At 59.0% G+C, this 21,163-nt stretch carries 8 protein-coding genes; all 8 read right to left on the bottom strand.

Translation table 11 applies throughout. The features are described from left to right. Nucleotides 1-68: 68 nt before the first annotated feature. Complete coding sequence (locus tag RWT78_RS04580; RefSeq protein WP_314674281.1) at nucleotides 69-299, bottom strand: hypothetical protein; 231 nt, start codon at nucleotides 297-299, stop codon at nucleotides 69-71. Between the two features lie 963 nt (nucleotides 300-1,262). Beyond that, on the bottom strand, nucleotides 1,263-2,441 hold the full coding sequence (locus RWT78_RS04575) for a hypothetical protein (RefSeq protein ID WP_314674279.1): 1,179 nt from the start codon (nucleotides 2,439-2,441) through the stop codon (nucleotides 1,263-1,265). Then, entirely contained in the window at nucleotides 2,434-7,638 is a 5,205-nt protein-coding gene (locus tag RWT78_RS04570; RefSeq protein WP_314674275.1) for a hypothetical protein, read from the bottom strand. The genes RWT78_RS04575 and RWT78_RS04570 overlap by 8 nt, the downstream gene beginning before the upstream one ends. 989 nt (nucleotides 7,639-8,627) lie before the next feature. Continuing rightward, nucleotides 8,628-12,368: a hypothetical protein gene (locus tag RWT78_RS04565; RefSeq protein ID WP_314674273.1), complete on the bottom strand. Its 3,741-nt coding sequence runs from the start codon at nucleotides 12,366-12,368 to the stop codon at nucleotides 8,628-8,630. An 855-nt stretch (nucleotides 12,369-13,223) separates the two neighbouring features. Further along, the gene (locus tag RWT78_RS04560; protein WP_314674271.1) at nucleotides 13,224-14,324 is read right to left on the bottom strand and encodes a DUF3320 domain-containing protein; all 1,101 of its coding nucleotides are present in this window, start codon (nucleotides 14,322-14,324) and stop codon (nucleotides 13,224-13,226) included. Nucleotides 14,325-14,477: 153 nt separating this feature from the next. Further along, nucleotides 14,478-14,909: a hypothetical protein gene (locus RWT78_RS04555; protein ID WP_314674270.1), complete on the bottom strand. Its 432-nt coding sequence runs from the start codon at nucleotides 14,907-14,909 to the stop codon at nucleotides 14,478-14,480. Nucleotides 14,910-15,387: 478 nt separating this feature from the next. After that, nucleotides 15,388-18,837, bottom strand: a complete 3,450-nt coding sequence (locus tag RWT78_RS04550) for an SNF2-related protein (RefSeq protein ID WP_314674268.1) — start codon at nucleotides 18,835-18,837, stop codon at nucleotides 15,388-15,390. Next, nucleotides 18,834-21,163, bottom strand: a 2,330-nt coding sequence (locus RWT78_RS04545) for an Eco57I restriction-modification methylase domain-containing protein (RefSeq protein ID WP_399551271.1), incomplete at its 5' end; no start/stop codon positions are given. The genes RWT78_RS04550 and RWT78_RS04545, both read right to left, overlap by 4 nt.

Here is a 21,163-nt window from a genome sequence, read left to right as displayed (position 1 = left end):
CAGCATCCCTGCACGGGACGTCGAGCAGCGGGGAGATTGCAACCACTATCGAGGAAGATAACGGACATTCACCCCATGGCGGGGTGGTTCGGCACGAAGTGCTTGGCCAACGGATCTGAGTCGATTCTCAAGTCGAGCGAGTACTGCGCGCGAATTTTCGCGTGAACGAAGGCCCTGTATCGACTGGTAGATTCCGAATCGTCCATCGCGGCAGGCTGATCGAACAACTCGCTGGCTCTGGGCACCACGTTCGGCGCGGCCACGTCAGGCCTGGCGCCCGGCCACGAAGTTCTCGTCATCGCTCGCTCCGATCTGTTGCCCACTTGCGAGAAGTGCCTTTCCGAACCCAACGGCAGGGTCTGACTTTCCTGGCCCAAACTTCTCGGAATTGGCCAAAACGTATCTATTTACGAAATGAGATTGGCATCCTTTGCTTGAAAAGGGGCTCTTTCGAATCGAGAGCGCGATCTGGAGAGGATGGAGGAGTTCGTCGTAGGGGACGTGCCGCCACTGCTGCGGGAGTTCCTTGGCGGGGTGGATCAGCGAAATCACCATATGATGCGTCAGGTAACGGACACGTCCGAGCTTCTCGAACCTGTCCAGGTTCGAAATGGTGTGTAGCGTATTGACGATACCGAGCTTCAGACTCCTCCATGTCCTCGTTCATGTAGAGGTCCAAGCCGAGCCAGTCCCGTTCGACGATACATCCATAAAAGGAGCTGGAAATTTCCGCCGAATAGTTCCCCGCATTCAGGGGTGTGCTGAGCAGCCAGTACAGCATCCCGGTGTGAAATCCGTCTTGGTCCGAGGCGGACAGTTGGTACAGGGGGTCCTGTGCCAAGACCTCGACGACATCGCCTTTTTCTAGTGTCATTTTTCCGCTTTCACGTTGACCTTTCGTTGACTGGCGACTCATGTGCGGCGGTACCGAATTCGTACAGTATGGGGATCGGCTGGGTCCGATGCGGTGGTCGTCGCTATCGGAGTTTCTGCGGGGCGTCGGTGCGGGCGCCAGTATGTCTGCCAGTTGGCAAGGTCGTAGTCGACGAGGACCCTGATCATGTCGGATCGGTGGGTTCCCCGCCGCCTTTGACGAACTCTTATACAACGCTCGGTATTCCGACTGCATCAGGATGTCGTCTCAGAGCCGTAAGGCGGTGGCAGTTCTGAGGGAGGGTCCGGTCGGGCCATCAATATGATCGGATTCCGCCCGGGAGCAGGGCCCGAGGTGGCCGCTCACCGCTTTTCCATTCGTACGACTGTTATTTACAGATTTTCGCGATCTCGGCGTAGACATCGTCATCAAGACTCGTATGGTGCGCGATCTTGTTGCGCGCGGCCACCAGTGTTCTGAGTAGGGCCCCGTCTTCCCTGCCGAAATCGACCCGACCCCAGGTGTGTGCATTGAGCATGGGGCCTAGCTCGAGGAGATCGGAAAATTTGGTGGTTTTGGCGACTTCGTGTGAGGTAGAGATTTTCTCGAACCGTTTGGCCAGAAATTGGCGTCGAAGTTCGAACTGTGGCATAAGGATTCGCGCCTGAGCGTTCCAGAATCGACGATCAACAACTCGATCGAATTTCTCGTAGCGAGTACTCACATGGATGCGGCCATTCCATGCGTTCACCTTCCCTTCGTTCCATGCCTTCCGGAGTTGGTGCGCCGGCCTGTCGACGGCGTGGGCACGTTCGAGTGCATACAACTCTTTGTCGTCGAGGGAGAACGTTCTCCCTTCAGCCTGCTCCGAGATCGTCTTCGCGAGGATGGACGGGACGTCGGACGAACCCCACGCTCTGGCGCAGTCAGGCACGAGATCGATCTCCCACCCGATGGTCTCCGAGAGCATTGCACGGCGCAGCGGAGTGACCTCCTGGTCTGCGAGTTCGAGATCGACACACAGTTCCGAATCGAGTAATCCGACAACTCCCCACCACCACAGGACTGCCAGGTGCGGTGCGTGTTCCTTCTCCAACAGCTCGATATCGACGTCCGATTCACGGACGAGGAAGACAAACGTGGGACGATCGTGAGGATCCATCGACGATCCGTGAACCAGTCGGAGCCAGTAGCGGACGTCGTCAGAGAGGTCGACGTCCCACGCTGCCACGAGAACTGACTTGCCGCGGGCATCGTCATGGTGCAAGTATGCCTGCCAACGGTTGACGCGGTCGCCGTTCTGCAATGGTTCGAGGAAGTCGGCCGCGACTGCGACTGCGTCCGGAATCGAGTCGTTGTGGTCGCGTAGAGTCTCGACATCGAGTGACTGGTGAACACAGCCGGAAGCAACGAGCCCATGGCGGAGCTGCTCCGCCAGGCCCGACTCTACAGATGAATCCGGAACGGCGATCAGTACGCTGCGTCCGTCGTCGACTGCGCGGTCGACCCTTGCGCAGAACCGGCGAACTCCCGGAAGGTCTGACAGCGACCGGTCGTTGTTACGCATCGGCCACCTCGATCGCCTTCAACGACCGGTGGACGACATCGTTGAGAACAATCCCTTCGGAGCGCTCGGCGACGATGGAGAGCACGCTGAATCGGCCGATGACGTCGGACATATTGTCGACGCTGGTCGCGAGCAATTCGACGAGAGTGTGCAGGTCGATGACATCGCCGACCTCGGCGATGTCCGCCCACGCGGTGAGTAGCGTGAGGTCAGCGGCATCGACCACTCCGGCGTCAGAGAGGAAGGTGCTGGCTTCGTCGCTGTTGGCAGGGAACTTCGATGCCTCTATGATCGCATCGGAAACTGCTGTGCCCATTCGGATTTCGTCAAGGTAGCGCTCACACAGTGAGGGCCAGCCGCCGCTAACTCGCACAAATTCTTCTCTCTGTGCTGGATTGGTAATGGGACTGTCTATGGTCGCGCGCACTGTTTCGACCGTCCACAGTTGGAGCGGCACAACCTCGACACCGAGCGCAGCGAGTTCGCGGCTGACCGAAGCGCCGAAGCTGCCTAGTAGGACGCCGCGCCGGCCGATGTTGGCTTTTTGTGCGGCACCGATCCTTTCGACAATTTCCTCCAGATGCTCGGGGGCATCGGTGGCGTTGCACACGACCAAGGGACGTTTCGCGATTGTCCCTGCCGCTGCGCGTACCAGTTCTTTGGATTCTTCGGCCGAGATCAGGTCCAGGCCGTACTCGTAGCCTTCCGCGCAGGAAGTTAGCAGAGCTTGTACGGATCCGATGCCCAGTGCTGCGCTACCGATGATCGCGAATGTGTACTGGTCGCGGCCGATACCGGTGCGCTTGGGCATCACCCTCGAAAGTTCATGCTCGGTAAGGGGACTGTACTTCTCGCTACCGCGTGACGCGCTCACCCTGCGACGAGAAACCCTGGCGTTGTACTGAAGTGGGAGCTCAAATCGTCCTTCCAGCAACTGATTTTCGATGGTGTCCCGGTCCCCGAGCATGTGAACCACATTGGGTGAACGCATGCCGTAATGCCTGTCGTTTCCGCGGACCAACACTCCCAGACCTACCATCTCGTCCAGATAGACAGACAGTTCGTCTTCGCTCAACGACTCGAACCCACCGGACCAGTACACGCGGCAGTGTTCGAGGATCTCGCCCTGTGAGTAGCGATTCTCGAAACCGTTGTCGAGGCCGAGTAGCGCGATGACCATCGAAACGACGAAATAGCGATCTTCGAGCTGGATGGTCAGTCGGAATCGTTCTGCGATGAAGTCTCGAACATTTTTGCTGGTGATGACATGATCGACATCCGCGGTCCGAACGATGTACGGGGGCTCTGATGCGAGAACCCTGTGCGAACGCAGATATTTGTACAACTCGTCGCACACGATCTGCACCAGTCCTGCATGATCGTTGGTGAAAGCAAGCAGTCGCCACACCAGATCCAGAGACTCGAACTGGTAGCCGAGCGCCTTGAAGGGACGAACGACGAGTTCCCACGCTTCCTGGGTATTCAGCGGACCGACCAGAATGTCTTCACCACCGTGCGCGAGAGGCGAATTGGGGGTATCTGCGATGCGCTGCACTTGATGCAGACCGGCGAAGACAGGTTTGAAGCGGCGATGAGTCTCGTCCATCATGCCCTTGAGTGCTGCCAGATTCGGAAATGATGCCGACCGATTCTCGACCATTCGTTCCCGAGCCTCGTTCTGGAGGAACGCATCAGTCTCGTCGCACAACAGCAGAATCCTGCGGTGCGGATCGGCGTCCAGCCATTCGCGGATCTTCTTCCCGATCGCGTCCGGTTTAGTCGAACTGTTGGAGGTCGGGATGATCTCTTCATCTTGAAGACGATTGCGCAGGACTGTCCACAGATGCTCGGGTTGGTTCTCTTCGCCGATTCGCTCGACCTTGAAGTCAATGTAGATCGCGAGGTGGTTCTCGATGCGGTTGAAGTCCCGCTCGATGCGGTGCAGCAGAGCGGATTTTCCGAGTTGGCGACCACCGTAGACGAAGATACTTCCGTTCAGGGAGATGATCTGATCGATCTCTTCGACGCGGCCGACGAACAATTCATCCGGCACGTCACCCGCAACTCGTGGAGCCCAGTGCGGAAAGATCGAGAACGGCAGCGAGATTCGTTGAAGGGAAGTGAACTTGTTGTTGCCCTCCATCGCCATGTAAACCATAGTGGGCGTGTCGATGACGAGCGCTGTGACTTTCTTCTTCTCGGCGGCTGCGCGGATCTTCTTTCTGTCGTCCCAACTCAGGACCCCGGGGTACAACATCAGGGACGCATCACGGCGCTCACCGGTCGGGATCATGTCGAATACAGATTCAACGGAGTTCTCCGCCGGTAAGACATAGACGGCATACCCTTTGCGCCGGGTACTGCTGCCGAGAGCGGCTACGTACGAGCCTCCGTTCGGAGTTGCCTTGACGAGGAACTTGCCCACACGGTTCTGATTGCGGTTCGTCTTGTCTGCGACGGGAATTTGAGGATCCTTGTCCAACCCGAGTAGTTGGAGAATGCTCGGTAGTAGTCGTATCCATTCGGAGGGTTTTCGAGTTCGTTGCCCTTGATTCCATGATTTCAGCGCGGTCACTGTCGGATCCGATAGTGCGCTGCCGAGACGTTTCTGCGTGATTTCGAGTGCATTGGTCGAGGTGCGGTCCCACGACTCCAGTAGCGCATGGAATCCCAACAGTTCAGTCAGTCCGCTGTCTTCCGCCGGAGGCAATGAACGTCCGCTGTCGTTGGAGATGATTGACATGAATTCGCGGGCGGTGATGAAGTCGTTCTGGTCGACCAGGGTCCGAATCCGCTCTCCATCGTCAGGAGCGATGCCGAGCGTCAGATTGAGCTCGTTGAGGCTGTCGAGCAAGTGCATTCGGCCTACATCCCACAAGGTGTCCAGTTCGTCGGCGATCGTCAGTGCCCTGTTGGATGCGACATCGAACCGATCGTCGAGGACTGTTGACAGGCCGGTGATTCGGCCCTCGATTCGGGCACGGTCCACTGGGTCGACCTGAGTGTGCGTTTGCATCCGCAACAGATCAGATTGCAATCCCACTGTCTGCGTCTTGATCCGGTCACGCCAATCTCGTTGAGCGGTTCGCAGTGCCAGCATGCTGTCGGTGTCGCTGCGAACCTCTCCTGCAGCGATCAGGTTTCCGCGTTCGAGATATGCCTGGAACAGGTCATTCTCCGAACGAGGCTCCAGTAACTCGCGCGTCATCATGTACCCGGAGATCGGGCTTTTGACAGGAAGATTGAAGTGCTCGTCACGAATTGCGGATACAGCGGGCAGGGAAGAGACGAATTTCAATTGATCGAAGGTTTGTACCACATCTGCGGTAGGTCCTTCGCCGGAAACAAGCCAGGTGCGGAACCGCTCGAGAACGGCAGTTCCCAGTCCGCCGTCGAGTTCAACCTGCGGAAGATTGTGGACAACATCGCGCATGTCCTCCACATGTGGCCCGATCTTATGAGCCTGTTTCGTCGTTGACTCTGCGACGGCGATCGTTCGGTCCAGAAGTTGCGCAACTTCACCGATCCGGCCGGCAAGGTTCTCGTAGGCTTTGGAAACAATCGGAGCCTTCTTCTGCTTTCCACCGTAAAGAGCGCCATCATTTCGATCGATCAGCTTTCGGGGATCGTTCAGAATCAGCCGACATGTGCGGAGTTTGTCGATGTCGCTGTCTCCGTCGGCCCATGCGGCCACAGCATCGAGGGCACATGCGAGGTCACCTCCGGGATTCATCATGTACCGCAAAACATTGCTGGCACGTTGAAACTTGTTGTTGCGCTTGGGAAGGGTAACTCGAAGATTCTCAGATTCACGCTTCATCACGGCTGGCGGAACCGTCGAATTCTGGACAGTCTTGTTCTCCCAACGATGTTGATAACCATCGGCGACTGCGTCGCGTAGCGCCCGTCCAGCTTCGCGCCACTGTCCGGGAAGTACTTCCAATGACTCTTCTGTCAGCTGCCAGTACTGCTCGCGCCCGAACTGCAAACAGGTACGCAGAACACCGACAACCGTCAGCAACACCGCGTCGGTCCCTGGCGCCTGCAATGTTTCTACGATGGACGCGGCGTTGCGTCCCAGCATCTCGTACGGATCGGTGCTGACAATCGACAGAGAGAACGCTTCGGAACAGAAGTCGAGCGCTCGGATTACTTCATCCTCGAGGTCGGAAGCAGCGGCGACCGCGCTCGCCGAAGCCCATTGGTTACGGCCGATCAGGACAGCCAGGTCCGCTTCGATTAGTACGTCACGGTGGTCGACGCTAACCCTGTGATCGTCTTCGGCTGGGGTGAGCTCAGCGGCGGCGGACTGCGTGGGCAGGGGGACTTCGTGCGAGGCAGGGGCGGAATTTTCACTCTCCTCTACCTCGTCCTCAACGGCTCCGTGAGGAGTAGCAGCGGCGCCGCTGCTGGTGACTTCTGGAGTCGCATCGGCGACTTCATTGCGGTCAATTTCGGGAGGTACGCCGGGGGCGCTGACTGGATTTGATTCGGCAGAGTCAGAGGAATCCGGATCGAGGTCGTTGGCGTCATCAGACTCATCGTCGGCGTCGACGGAAATTGCAGGGGCTGCGGCGGATTCGGTAGCGGGACTATCACTGTCAGCGTTGTCGGCTGAATAGTCGAACTCCGATTGTCCATCGACTTCAACTCCTCCAACTTTATGCGCATACGTCACCTCGTCGATTTCGTGAGTTAAATCTGCGATCCGTCGATCAACGAACCCCCGATAGCCCTCGTCCGAGTCGTACAACTCGTCATCGCGTTTGTCTTCGAACTGGGTCAGCTTCACGTTCAGTTCCTCGAGCAACTCACGATGTTCTGCATTCGACTCCTCCTCCTCTCTCACTCGATCAACTTCGGCTTCCAAAACGTCGAGGCCACCGCTGGTGAACTGCACGTCCCCGTGCAATCCACAGGCGAATAGAGTCAGAGTGTCATTCCACGATTCGATGAGGTTCGCGAGATCCGAGTCGATCAGCTGAGCATCGTCGATATCGGCGGACGCCGCCTCGAAGGCTTGGATTATGTCTGAGGCGGTCGAACGTAATTGATCGAGGATGGCGGTCAATTGCTCGCTGGTGGCTTTGGTTCCGGCGCCTGCGACACTCGACTTCGACTCTGCTGAATCGCCCAGAAGGACCAATCTCGTGTCTCCCTCGAAGTGGTCCTCGTCGCATGTCACAGTCTCAGTCACTTCCGATAGTTCGGGAAAGGTCCAATTCAGGTCGGGCGGGGCGATCAGATGGCAGAACTTCACGTAGTCAGGACCAAGATGTTTCGCTGTACAGTCCAGAAAGTCTCTCCAGCCTTCTGGACTGTCAGGGATTCCGGCGTCGCTGAGGAGCCCTTCCTTCGCAAGGTGATCGGCCGCTACCTTCACGAAGGGCAAGAGCATCCCGGGTAGCTGACCCACAGATCGCCTGTTCGGCGTTCGTACCCAGCGGATCCGTTGGCGTACGTCATCGCGGACCGATTTGGTAGGCATTTCATTTGGTGAAAGCTCCCAATACGTTTGGCATGCGATGTGCCATGACGTTTCCGGAATAGCAGACAGCCGCCTCCGGAGTATCGGGTCCTGCAATACGATCCGTGGTTGCGCAGTCAACGGACACGCTCCTCCCCTGTGTACAGTCGCGATACCGAAACTGGTAGTCCCACTATTGCGGACACTTCGGCCATTGTGGGACAAAGGGTAGATTACTTCGTGGGGGTCTCTGGTTGACACACTATTTACCGAATCGGTGGTTTTCGTCCCGTTGGAGGTCTTCGAACCGGTAGAAACACTCTTACCCGTCCTCTGACTACAAAAACGGCTCCACCGTTCTTGTTTCCCGGCCCGGCGATGCTCGCTGATGGGGCGAGCGCCGAACTCGGCATTCCGATCAGGATCAGCCGTAACTCCGATCTCGTATTCTCACCGAAGATATACCTGCACCGACTAGTGGCGGACCTGTTCGTGTGGCATATCCACGCTGCCAGTCGGTGGGCCGACTATGTTGGCCGCGGCTGGGCGCACTACCTCGATGCGCGAAGCAACTCTCGAGTCAAAGGCAACTCGATGATCGCTAAACGGCACTGCCGTTGGAGAGGGCGATGGCAAGTGGCTCTTTTGCAGCCTGGCTACGTCTGCTAACCGTCCCTTGCGACAAGCATTCTTCGGTCAGTGTGAAGAATCGCCAGGTTTCAACCAGTGCGACGGACATTCCATTCGACCGGTTCCGGATCCCCCTCACCGTAGGGGCAACGTCTCCATGCGTTCGCAGACACACACTCGACTTTTTCGCCGGCAGCTAAGTACGACGCGCTGGCGCTCAGCCACCTGACGTTCGGTCCGGGCCGATCATAGTTGTTGTGGTCGTGTCGTTGCTTGTTCAGCAGAACCGTCCAGAAGAGGTTGTAGCCCGCCTTTGCCAGCCGGTCGGTCAAGTCGCGCCGCATCACTAGCGTCGACGCCTCATCCATGCCGGCGGTTGGATCAAAGACTGCTAGCCCATCGGCGCCGTCCCAATGGAAGTCGTTCCCACGGCGTAGGTCGAGCAGGTCAAACACCATCCGGCTGGGGACATAACCAGTAGGTTCCTCGGTCCCGGCGCTCTCACGTGAGGTGCCAGTTCCGCCGTACCAGGCGATGGGCTGATACATATCTGTGGGTACCTCTTTCGCAACGCCGACGCTGCGCGGCTCAGCATTCCCATCAGCACAGTCCCAGTCCGGGCACCCGGGGTGTGCTGCGAGTAATCGGCTGTGCACGTCGGAGTTCTCCGACATCCAGCGGCCGTCCCAATCCTTCCCTACTGCCCAGGCCCGGAGTGCATCTGTCTTGTCGACGGGCACCAGGTATCCGCGGATCTGGATCCAAACATTAAGGTTGGGAGCCTTCAGTGCCTCGATCTCTGGTGGAAGCACCTGGGTCCAGTTACCGTGCCGAATTAGTGAGAGCCACTTGGTGCCGTCGGGTGCGACCAGGGAGATGAGGTCGAGTGGGTCGGGCACGCCTTGGAGGTCATGGGGGTAGTCGTCTACAACTTCGGTGGGAAATGTTGCGGGGACCGGTATGAACCAGACGCGTGTTTCGTCACTGGGATCTTTGAGACCACCCGGGGTCAGAACTGTTGGGTCGATGTCTCTATAGACGAGTTGTTCGGCATATTCGTACGGGAACGGGTCGTTTTCGCTCCATCGCTCCTGGAGCTTGTATTGGTCGGTGATACGCCCGAGGACCTCGTGGAGGCCAATCCACTGGTATTTCTTGCCGTAGCGCTCGACCGGTCCGTCGCGTCTGCCGCGGCGTCGACCACCCTCGAGATGCTCGAACCGTTCGGGTGTCCAGCCGAGGTTCGCAACACGGGTGAAGATGGCCCGGTCTGCGAGCGTACGAAGCTTCTTGTGGTCGGGGTGGTCGAAATGCTCCAAGGCAGGTTCGAGGATGTACCGGCCGAAGTCGCCGAGCATTCCGCTCAGGGAGTTCCAGATTGATGCGTACTTGTAGTCGGGTGCATTGGCCATCGACTCGATTGTTTCCAGAGACAGTGCATCCACTGGCCACTCGGCGCCGTACGGAGGCAACCAATCCGGTCCGCTCCAGCCGTATTCACGTGCGACTGCGGACGTGCGCCGCAGGTAGTCGCGGGTGAGGAGATGCACGGGGAAACCGTCGGCGACAAGCTCGACCGCAGCATCTGCAACCTGGCAGACCACCACAGGATCGGATGAACGAAGCGCGACAGCGCATACGGCTGCGGTGAGCCGTTCAACTACGTACGGATCATCGCACCCGCGGAACTGCCTGACCGCGGACGCGAAACCTTCCGGTCCACGCTCACCCACGCTAACGAGCGCCTTGGTCGTGCGGTCACGAACATTCCGGTCTGGTGTGCTCAGCATCCACCCCAAAATGAGTGTCGCCAAGCGGGCGACGTCCGGCAGCAGCGGTGAAGTATCACGTGTGGTCTTGCAGGGATGCCAGCCCCAGTCGAGCAGCATCTCCACCGCGTTTTCACTCCCGTGGGCACTAGACCTGATTAGCCATTCAGACCAAGTCGCGTCCCGCTCGGGCAACGGCTTCGACGACAGCAGCTTATGAGTCAACTCCGCGTTGACCGCATGCCCAGGGACGCATGCGACCCGAATGAGCTTTCCCCAGACCTCGTTTGTCCACTCATAGCGCTCAACGAGTTGCTCGACTAAACGAACCGTGCGGTCTGTCGTGTGCTGTGGCGCTCGCAGTGCGAGACTCTCCACAAATGCGTCGATTATTTCGTGGTCTGCACGATTCTCGTTGTCTATGAACAGGTCGATGACCTCGATTCCGAGCTTTTCCGGAGCGATGACTGCGAGCGCGCCGAAAGTGCCGCGTTCCTCCCAACGGTCATCCCCGATTGAGGCATACCATGCGGACAGATCCGTGGCAGAACGCTCAGCCAAAAGAATCGCACGCAGAACGTCCCCGAGGCGTTGGTAGCTAAAGGCGAAGTGGTTGTTGTAGGTACCCATCAGGACGCCCTCCCGCTGAAGACCGAGCAGGAGGCTCTTGGACCACGTACGGCCGGGAAGCAGTGATTCCGTGATTCGTTGTGCATCAGTGCGCTTGTACGGTCCAGGGCCCAGGGCCGCGAGTTCACGCACGGCCATCTGTACGAGGTCCGTTGCTTCGTCGTAATCGCAGCGCGTCGGAGCGGCAAGACGCTTGTTGACTGCCTCCATGAACGCGTTGCATACGGTGGTCAAACCTGCCGTACCCAGTGTGAAGCGAGTCGACCCCAATGTAGTGAGGGCTTCGCACGCAAGTTTGAGAAACAGCGGGTTGCCATACTCCGGGTTCAGAACCGGGAACGTCAGTCGTTCGAGTTTGTATTCGCGCGTGTACCGCTCGACGGCTTCGCTGGTGGCCTCGGCGAACCCGGGATGTTCAACCGTCGGGAATCCGTCCGCGTCACCCACCACGTGTTTGACGAACTCGGAACGACATGAGATTGCGAGCACGACGTTCGGGTGCCGCTTGACAGCGCCCTCCAAGACACGAAGTTCGTCGACCCACCGTTCGGCATTTGTCCCTTCGTTGACAGCATCCAGCATCAACATCGCGAAGTGGCCGGATGCCTCGCCAGCCGCGTCGAGTACTGCTAGGACATCCTCGAGACTTCCATCGAGCTGGACGAGCTCTCCGATTTGCGGAAGAAGCTTGTTCGAGTCAAAGTCCTGACCGAGCGCGACAAGTGTTGGCAGGCCCGCAGAGATTCGTCGACTCGCGACGTCGCAGAACAGGTGTGTCTTCCCGACACCAGCACGGCCGGTCATCAGTAGACGACCAGCCCTGGCCGCCTCAGTCTCAGGAGACATCAACAGCAAGCGCACCTCCCACAATGCTTCTCTGGCCTTCCTCACCGTGCCATAGAGGGATCCAGCTCTATCGGAGTAGTACCGGCCGTCCTTAAGATGGTGCTCCCGCAGCAGTCCGTGAACCACGTCGAGGTGAGTCTCAATCGCACCGAGTTCGTCTCCGATCTCAGGCAGTGGACCGGTAGTTCTCACTGCGGCCAGGAATCCCAGTAGAGCGGACTCGACTTTGTCCAAGGCTGCGATGCAGGACGCGATGCAGTCCTTGAACACGTCCTCGTCACCTTTAGGTGCGTACCAGCTATCACCTTGCGCTTTCCGGACGCCGGCTAACGCGGCCTGGACCTTCCGGACGTACCCGTCTGTACGTCCAAGTCCCTCCAGAGCCTGGACGGGCTCGACCTCGACATGGACGTTAGGGCTATATCGGCGTCCGGCCTTGGCAACAACGTCGTCGAGCCGCTGCTTCAGGCTGTCCGGGGACAGGACTGAAGCGTTGAACCAGTACCGCATCCGGCCTGCATGATTGGGCTTCGTCAGCTCGCTGACGAGCTCATGCGCACCCAGGTAAATGAAGTCGACCTTCATGCCGCGAGCAGCTGCGAGGCCCTCCCACTCTGCTTTCTTCTCGGTCCACTTGGTGTGGGCTGACTTCCTCGGCATCTCACCCGAGATGTCACCCGCGGGCAGGTCATACGGCAACGCCACGTAGTACCGCTTCAGAGCAGGCTCGCGGTCGAGGGCACGGAGAACTGAATCCTTGACCTGAGCGATCTCGTCCTTGTCGAACTTGAACAGATACTTGACCTGCCAGGCCCACACATCGCCGTTCGGCAGGACCCCCTTGCCCTCGCGTCCACCGTCAGGATTACCGAACCTGTGGAAGACCGCGCCAACGGGCCACTCGACTAAACCATCTCGAATGAGGATCGACGCCAGCTCCTCGAACGCGTCAGCTCGCGATGCCGGCGAGCCGTAGGGCCGTATCAGGTGGAAATCCACATCAGGCAATGCGGCGCCCGCGCTTGGCGTCATCACTGATCTCCGATCGCTTCCCGGCTGTCATTAAGTCCATTGATCGCTGGCACCCAGTGAGGCTAGTTGCATCCGTCTGGCGCGCTTATGCCGGCGGCTCTCGCATCAAGCCTTGCTCATGAGTGCCGCCTTCCGCTGTCTAGTTGTTACTCACAAATAGCCCGCGGGCTCCAGTCTCCAGTGGGAACGGTCCAAAAATATTCTCGATGAGGGGGTTATCGTCGATAATCCCAATAGGTGACGCAGAAAAGGGGTATGGACGACCACCGACAGAGTCGATATGTATTCGTGTCAAGCTTTCATAGGGTAGTGGACTTGGTTGAGAACTCGTCGTGGCGGCTACAAATGTGAAGGATCTCCATCATTTATCCAGAGAGGTATGGGCGATGGCATGTTCTTCGCGGAACCCTAACCACCAATGTATTGGTGGTCTACTGTCTTGAGGATGCCAAGAGATTGTGCGTGTTTCAACGATTTTTGTAGATGGTCTTTGATCATCTTGGTTCGTCGTTTCCGCCCGAACGTCTGAAGGACGGAGGTTTCCAACTGGTCGATCCCCATCGGACCTCCGCGAAGGAGGAACCGCGCGGCATTGGCGATCTCCACGGGACTGACCTCGACGAAAGGTCGATTGATAGAACTTGAATTTGGACGAAACTCTGTCCATGCAGCTCGATCGATGTGTGCTGGCCAGACAAATTTTTCGGAGTCGACTTCGCAATCGAGCATCTTGATCTGGTAAATGAGTTTTCGGGAGCGTGCGTCGTGTAGTCGAGACACCCCGAACGACTGCGCCGTGAGGCTTGCCAGTCGATCGAGCTGGATCGGGCCCTCGTATTCCACGATTTCGGCAGCAACAGCGCGAACCGCTTCCTTTGCAATCTTTTTGGGTAGTGCATCGAGAACGGTGATGTCGCCGACGGGAACAACTACCCACTGTTCGAATTCGAGTCGCTTCTCGCCGATGGTGGGGGTTTCGGCGTGGTCACGCTCGAGAACAGTCTTGTCTGGTTCGATGTGTTCGCCACCGTCTTCATTTTCGGTCGAGCTCGCGGCGGTCTCTGCGATTCCGGACTCGGCCACCACGCGGGAGAGTGCGTCGGAACGCAGAATTTCGGTTATGGATGTGCCTTCCTGATCGCCGAGGTGACTGAGCAGGCGCACGACGAAGTCGAGGGCGCGCCACACATCGAGCGACGAGAAGTCGTCATTGTGTGCCCAGCGATTACGAACGATGCGTAATTCGCCACCGAGAACGGACACCGTCCGGGTCGGGTCGTCGAAAGGGAATCCGAGCTTGCCGAGCCTTTCGGTCAGCATGCGCAGTTGCGCCTGAAGATCGCCGGTGGAGTGCTGACGCGGGGTATATCCCTTCGCTCGATCAAGTTCGGTCAACACCGCCGTCCACGGAAGGCCTCCGAGCTCGTCTGCCAGCGCGGCCGCAAAGTAGGGATCGAGTCGAGAGGCGAGGTGGTCAAGACCCTTTTGGATCGCCGCGCGATTGTCCATGCGTTTCCTATCGTCATCAGGTTGCCCGCGTTCGTCCGTGCGGCTACACCCACCAGTCGATCACGTCGACGACGTACACAGAGCGGATGAACCGGGCAGAGGTGTGCGCTCGGAATGGTTCGTATTCTCACATATTTACTGCGCTAAGTAGAGCTACAGGGAATCGAAGATGTCCTTGACCTTCTGTCCATCGCTCGATGAGAGTCCTTCGTTGATCTGCACGAAGATCAACGCACTTTCCGAACCGTAGCGGTGTGGTCCGGCCAGAAAAGCGGCATCTGAATAGCTTTGTACTGTTTTGCGGTAGAGATCGGCATTGTCGAAGATCATGACGGTTCCGCTTTTTCCGGGTACCGAGGGGAGGTCGAAATCGTAGGCTCCGGTTGCTGCCACTGCGAGCCCCGTGGTGCTTCCTGGTGCGCAGTTCTTGCCGATGCCGGCGTCTTCGATTTGTGAACACACACTTGCGGGCGTCGTAGCTTCAGCGGAGGAAGTCGCTCCATCGGAGGAATCGGACGAACAACCCGACGCGAAGAGAAGCGCACCGGTGGCCGAGACAGTAGCGAAGATCTTCAACGAGTTCATAGGTCTCTTCTTCAGGTCGCTAGTTACAGCGGAGTTTATGGGGACCTTCACTTAAGCAGAAACGTCCGACAGGTTTCAGTCGCCGGACCGGACGGCGGGTGCGATCGAGCGTTCTTGTGCACTAATTGCCTGACCAACTTTCGGCCGCGGCGAATTGTCGACCGAAACCTCATGATCGAAACGGTGCTGACGGAAAACCAGACGAATGCACGTTTTTGATCGATCGGAAAGCGCCGACATCGAATAGACCCATGATGCGGATCCTGAGACTATTTCAGGTGTCGATAGAGTGTGGTCCTTTGACGCCGAGGATCTCAGTCGGTCAGGCGCATGTCGTTTTCCCGCATCCGTTGTGTTCGCATTCAAACGTTCACGCTGGACTGCTCGATCGATTGGGGCGGTTCTGTAAAGGGCTTGGGTGTGTTGCAAGCGCCCCCGGCATGCTGTTGTCAGTAATTTGTGAAGGCAGTTCAGCAGGCTACTGCAAGCCTCGGGTTCCCTGGACCGCCAACCAGGTCACTAGCCGCACCTCATGTTTTTCGATATCTGGGAGCGGTTCTCGCGGCGGGGGTGCAGTGATGCCGGCTTCGTCGAGCACCTCGGTTACGAGCGCGATGCGTTCTTCGTCGGTCCGCCCCTGGTTGAGGGCTCCACGAATCTGGCGAGACACCTTCGCCGACGGCACGCTGCGGAGTCGGTTGGCGAGCGCAATCTGTGTTTCTCTCCCCAGGTATCCGCCCTTTCGCAGTGCAAGCGAGTAGGCATCTCGGAAAGAAAGCGGCAGGTCGGGCTGGAAGGCGTTGGGATCGGTGAGCTCATTCCAGACGGAGTAGGCGCTGTTGCGTGCGACCTCCCATGCATCAAAGGCTTTGTCATAGACCTCGTCGGGAAGCAGTCGCTCCGCAGTCGTGTGCTGCGGGTCGGCGACGCGAAGAGAGATCAACGTGTCAGACGAGACGATAGGGAACCCGTCTTCGGTGTACTTGATGGACCAGTCATCGGTGACAGGGACGTACCGGAACCACGGCTTAGCGCTGTCGCCCATCTTGATGCAGAACACGTAGCCGTTGCCCTGCACAACCGGGTTCACGAAGCCGCTACCTGATCCGTAGGGGAGGCTAAGGACATCAGACTTCAGGAGTGGTTCCATGTTGAAAGCGCTGTATAGGCGGCGACGATATTCCTCGCCTGAGAGCGATGCACTGGAACCGCCGGCATCGAGCAGCTTCTCAATCTCGTCGATGACCTGATCATCGGCAAGGTTGACCTCGTGGCCGGGGCCGCGCCCCGGGAGCACTTCGCCCGCCCCTACGGCAGCGTCGGCCAAGGCAAGCTTCGTCTCCAGTCGAGCCTCCAATTCCAGGAGGGCGTCGAGGCGTTCAGTAGGGAAGAAGAGGCCGAGCTGGATGTAGTCGTGCTTCGATCCGATGCGGTCAATTCGGCCGTGGCGCTGGACGATTCGCATGGGGTTCCACGGAAGGTCGTAGTTGATCATCTGGCCGGCCTGCTGAAGGTTGACACCCTCAGCGAGAACATCAGTGGTGAAGAGGATGTCGAATTCGTCAGTCGCCGTCGGTTCGCCGGCAGCGTTACGAGGGCCAGCGGTTTGCGGAGCGAATCCTGCAATTGTCGATGCACGGCCACCCTGGTCGACGCCGCCGCTGGCGCCACGCTCATGCGCTTTCGCGTAAGAACCCATAATCGGCGGAGCGACTCGGTCCTTGTAATCTGCCAATGGTGATCCAGCGGGAGCAGCGTTGATAGCCGCCACCACTGCTTCGTGAACCGGAATGATCGTGTCAGTGAAGGCAGAGAACAGAATGACTTTCCGGCGATCGGCGTGAGAAAGGCCCCGCGGGTCGACTCGCTGCGCCGTCTTGGCAATCTCGGTGAGCTCTTCGATTAGCTTCTTCGCCTTCGGCTCGATCCCTCGGACCACCACCGCCGCGAAGTCGCGCAGCTCGCCTAGCAATGCGATGTCGCACTCGACGTCAGCAAGGAGCTCGACGAGATGGTAGCCGTCGACCGACTCAATCTGGTCGTCCTTGTCAAACTCAGCCACAAAGTCTTCAAGGTCGTCGGAGTCCGATGAAACCCAGTCGGAGAGCGCCTCGCCCTTGAAGACGTACCCCTTGCCGAGGGCTTCGAGGAACGCTTCGTGGGAAACGATCATCTTCTCGAGCGAAGCATGAAGCGCCTGAGGGCTGGATTCCAGCCGCTTCAGCAGGCCAGACCGAAGCAGGCCTGCATTGGTGATCTGATACTCCTGCAAGTCGTGGTCGATGGTGTACATGCTGGACAGGTAGCGAGCGAGCATGAGCCGCTTCGGGTCTCGGCTACGGTCCTCCCACGCACGAGGTGCATGGGGGTCGGTCGGGTCATCGAGCGCGTAGACCATTGCGTCAATGAGGGTGAGGCCGTCCGCGTCGAGGTCATAGTCGATACGTCGCACCTTCGGCTGGGGGAATTTGATCGTAGTCGGCTTGCCGTCATGCCCGATGATCAGCTCGTTGGCGTAGTGCTCCTTTACGAACTTTCGGGTACGTCGCACAGCGACTTGGTCCATAAGGTCGAACAGGTGCTCCGGTGTGAGGTTCGCCGGGTCGATTGCCTGGGCTTGCTTGATGTATTCGCGAATGCTTGGAATTCCCGACGACGCGAAGCGTGCGTCGTCGCGGATGAAATATTTGACAAGCGTTTCGAGGTCGGTCAGCGTGTTGTTGACGGGCGTCGCAGTCAACAACACGACTTTCTTAGGGCTGCCCGCCGTGATGACTCGGTCCACAGCACCAGAGCGCTGCGCCCCGGAGTTACGCAGGTTGTGAGCCTCGTCGATTACGACGAGTGAGTAGTCCTCAATCTCCCGCAGGAATGCGTCGATTGGACCTTTGTCGGGGTCTAGGCGATTCCGCACTTCCTCATACGAGTAGACCTTCACCCACCGGCTGAAGTCGTGGGTGACTAGGAACGGCTCCCACATCGAGGACTTCAGCGCGGCCGGTGCGACGATGAGGACCCGTTGGCGATTGATGTTGGCTGTCCGGTAGATCACCTCGCCGGCGAGGAAAGTCTTACCCAGGCCAACCTCATCGGCGACCAGTACACCTCCGTGCTCATTGAGCAGTCGCTCCATGCGAACAACGCCGTCGGCTTGGAAGCTCGTGAGGTTCAAGCCGGTGCGGACATTCGGGTTCTCTTCGGCATCCAGGTGTTCGCCGTAGAGTTCCCAGAGCATGCGCAGGTAGATCGACCACGGTGTGTGCGGCTCCCAAAGACGACCGTAAAGTTCAGCCAGATCGTAGGGGTCGCTGAGCTGCCAGAAGTGCTCGAACCATTCGCGAACCTTCGCTGCCGAGCTGGTGCCACCGCCTGTGCCGAGGTTGAGTTCCGCGTTATGTGCCAGACCCGCGTACGTCATGTTCGACGAACCCGCGATGGCTGCCTGTGCAGCACCGTCTTCAACGAGGTACGCCTTACCGTGCAGGAAGCCACCGCAGTATCGCCGCACCTCGACCTTCGCCTTGCCGTCCGGGTCAATATTGCGGAGCCACTCCACCAACCGCTTCGCATGGGCAGTCGGCACTCGAGCGAACCCCATAGTGTCCCGCTCAGCTTCGAGCCACGCTTGGTGATGCTGGATCGCAGCGCCACGCCGCGAATCCTGGTCAGAATCACCGGAAGCGATCGCCCGCACCGACTCCGCGTCCGGCTCCGCTCCCAGTAGAAGTCGCACACAAGGCGCCGTCTCCAGTTCATCCGCGAGGAGCGCGAAACCTGCCGGGTTGATGTACGCCGTCGCGATAGCGATAGGCGGCGCAGTCACCTTGTTCTCCCGCAGAACCCGGAAAAGCTCGTTGACCTTGTCCGCGACCGTCGCCGCGGGATCGCTTAGCGAGTGGTTGGTTGCGAAATCAGGAAGCTGGGTCATGCCTTGCCCTTCCAACTCCTGTAGTGCGTGAGTACTGCGTCGAGCCGGGTCGCGTAGTGCCAGCCACGGTGGAAGGTTGCGAAGATGTGCTCGACTTGGTCCTCTGTGAGTCCATAGAGAAGGCCGACGAGAGCGTCGAGCTCCGCGATCAAATCGTCCTTCTCAGCTTGGGTCTTGACCGATCCGACTGGGACGCCAACCTTGGCTGCCCAGTCGGCGTATCGGTCGTCGACTGCCGCAAGCCGTCCCGCAATCACGACCACGCGGTTCGCAGCAGTCGAGCCAGGCTCATACACCGGCACGGGTAGGGCGTTGAGCAGTTCGAAGGTGAGGTGCAGCTCAACCCAGCGCCGAGCGGCCCAGTCGAAAGGAGTGCTCGACATAACGCCAAGCAGGAAGGCTTCGGCCTTCTCGTCCCCTTGGCGCCTCACCAGGATCGGTGACTGGTGCACAGCGGCGGTGCCAGGCGGCAGAAGGCACGGGATCGCGGTTCGTGTGTCAGTTGCTCTTGCTATGTCGCGGAAGGCGATCCGTGCCGAGTCCATCGGCAGCATCTCCGGTGCAAACCTCAGTCCGTTGTATGCGGACCGGGAGTTTCTTACGGCGCCAGCAAGCTTCTTGGCGAGATGCGGACGAAGTACCTTGGGGTTGCCGTAGGCGAATGGCGTTCCAGCATTAGGGTTCCAGAGGTTGTAGCTCGCCCCTGTCGCGACGGGAATCCGATCGCGGGGGGCATCGGTGTCGAACTCCATGACGCTGCGGTCGCCGCTCGCGTTCATGTCGCCTTGGATGGGACGGAACCCCCAGCTGTCCCGGGCTGCGTCGAAACGTGGGTTCTGCTTCATTTGTCGAAAGACCTCGGCCGACACTGGATCGGGGATCAGTGGGAACGCTGCAGTATTTGACCACGAAGCGAACTCATCTCCCGGGACGTCCGCCAACTCCGGGGCTCCGGACAGGAAATCCTTCTCGTTTGCGAATGGTCCGACCCAACGGACAGCATGTGCGTCGCCCCGTTCGATGACAGTGAGGCCTATTGTGTACTGCGGGTGCACTTCTGGAAACACCCATTGCTGGTTGTTCAAGAGGAAGCAGACATCCGCGAAGGAGCCGAGGGCAAGGATTTCCCGTCGCCACGCCGCGAGTGCAGACCCGGAGAGTGCACCTCTCGGAAGGACGATTGCGGAGCGGCCGCCGGATCGGAGCAGTTGCCAATTGCGCCAGGCGAACGCTTGGTAGAGGTCCAAATGAGCGGCACCTAAGCAGGCATAAGGCCCGGACGACACTGCGGTAGCCATAGCCCGTACTCGCTCGATCTCGGCTCCGTACTCTTCTTCAAGATCGGGACGGCTGGCGCGGAACGTCGCCAGTGTGGCATCCCGCTGTTTCGTCGGCATGGATCGCAGTCCGGGCAGGCGGAGCCCCCACCATTGGTGCTCCTCGACGTGGAGCTTTTCCCATGGAGGGTTACCAAGGAGCACGTCGAAACCAGAGCAATCTCGCATGAAGACCTCAGGGAAGAGGTAGGGCATGTGGGCCGGACGGAGCTTGTCCGCTGCTTGAGCAACATTCGGTTGCTGAAGGACACGCTGGAGAGACTCCTCGTCGAGGATAAGTCCCGGCTGGATCCAGCCGATTCGCGCTGCGACGGCCGCATCGAAGATTCGACGGGCTGTATCGGCAGCTTCGCGCGCCTGCGCGAGGAGGCGGGCACTCTCGTCGACCTCAGCCTTGTTTGCTTCGCTCGCGTTGGCGACGTCAATCAGTAGGGTCTTCGCGGACGCAAGTTGGTCAATCAGGATCTCGTCGAACAAGCCCATCTCACCTGGCTTCCGCCCAGGCTGAAGAGTGTCGAGTGCCTCGTCGATAGTGCCGATGCCGGTGAGGCTGTTGGCGTTGACCAGGCCGTGGTCGAGATTGCTCATCGGTAGGCCGGGTACGAAGGTGTGAATCCAGAGGGCGAGGCGTGCGAGTTCGACCGCCATCGGGTTGATGTCGAGGCCGTAGATACACCGGCGCGCCACCTGACGGCGCAGCAGTCCGACCTCGTCGACCTCGCTCTTGGCGACGTCGTCGGAGCCGAGTGCTTCCTTGGCAACCGCGGCCAGCCGCAGTAGTTCCTCGGTAACGCCCGGGACTGTGTGCTCTGTAAGGAAGGTGCGCATGAGGGACTCGATCTTGTCCACCGCAGCGACCAGAAAGTGACCTGAGCCCATCGCGAGGTCCGCGACCCGGAAATCGAAGAACTCCCGTGCCGCAGCGGCCGCGTCGCCCTTGGCGAGGTAGCCCGCGATCATCTCCAAGAGTGTTGTTAGCGCAGGCACGA

Source organism: uncultured Rhodococcus sp. (assembly GCF_963525155.1).
In the GTDB taxonomy this organism is placed as follows: domain Bacteria; phylum Actinomycetota; class Actinomycetes; order Mycobacteriales; family Mycobacteriaceae; genus Rhodococcus_F; species Rhodococcus_F qingshengii.
Note: the sequence above shows the minus strand (reverse complement) of the source record. Positions and strands in the feature narration are given on the sequence as shown.

Coding starts and splice junctions, on each gene's coding strand:
- RWT78_RS04575 (WP_314674279.1), bottom strand. CDS start 2,441: ATGCGTAACAACGACCGGTCGCTGTCAGACCTTCCGGGAGTTCGCCGG.
- RWT78_RS04555 (WP_314674270.1), bottom strand. CDS start 14,909: ATGAACTCGTTGAAGATCTTCGCTACTGTCTCGGCCACCGGTGCGCTT.
- RWT78_RS04580 (WP_314674281.1), bottom strand. CDS start 299: ATGACGAGAACTTCGTGGCCGGGCGCCAGGCCTGACGTGGCCGCGCCG.
- RWT78_RS04550 (WP_314674268.1), bottom strand. CDS start 18,837: ATGACCCAGCTTCCTGATTTCGCAACCAACCACTCGCTAAGCGATCCC.
- RWT78_RS04565 (WP_314674273.1), bottom strand. CDS start 12,368: ATGAAGGTCGACTTCATTTACCTGGGTGCGCATGAGCTCGTCAGCGAG.
- RWT78_RS04560 (WP_314674271.1), bottom strand. CDS start 14,324: ATGGACAATCGCGCGGCGATCCAAAAGGGTCTTGACCACCTCGCCTCT.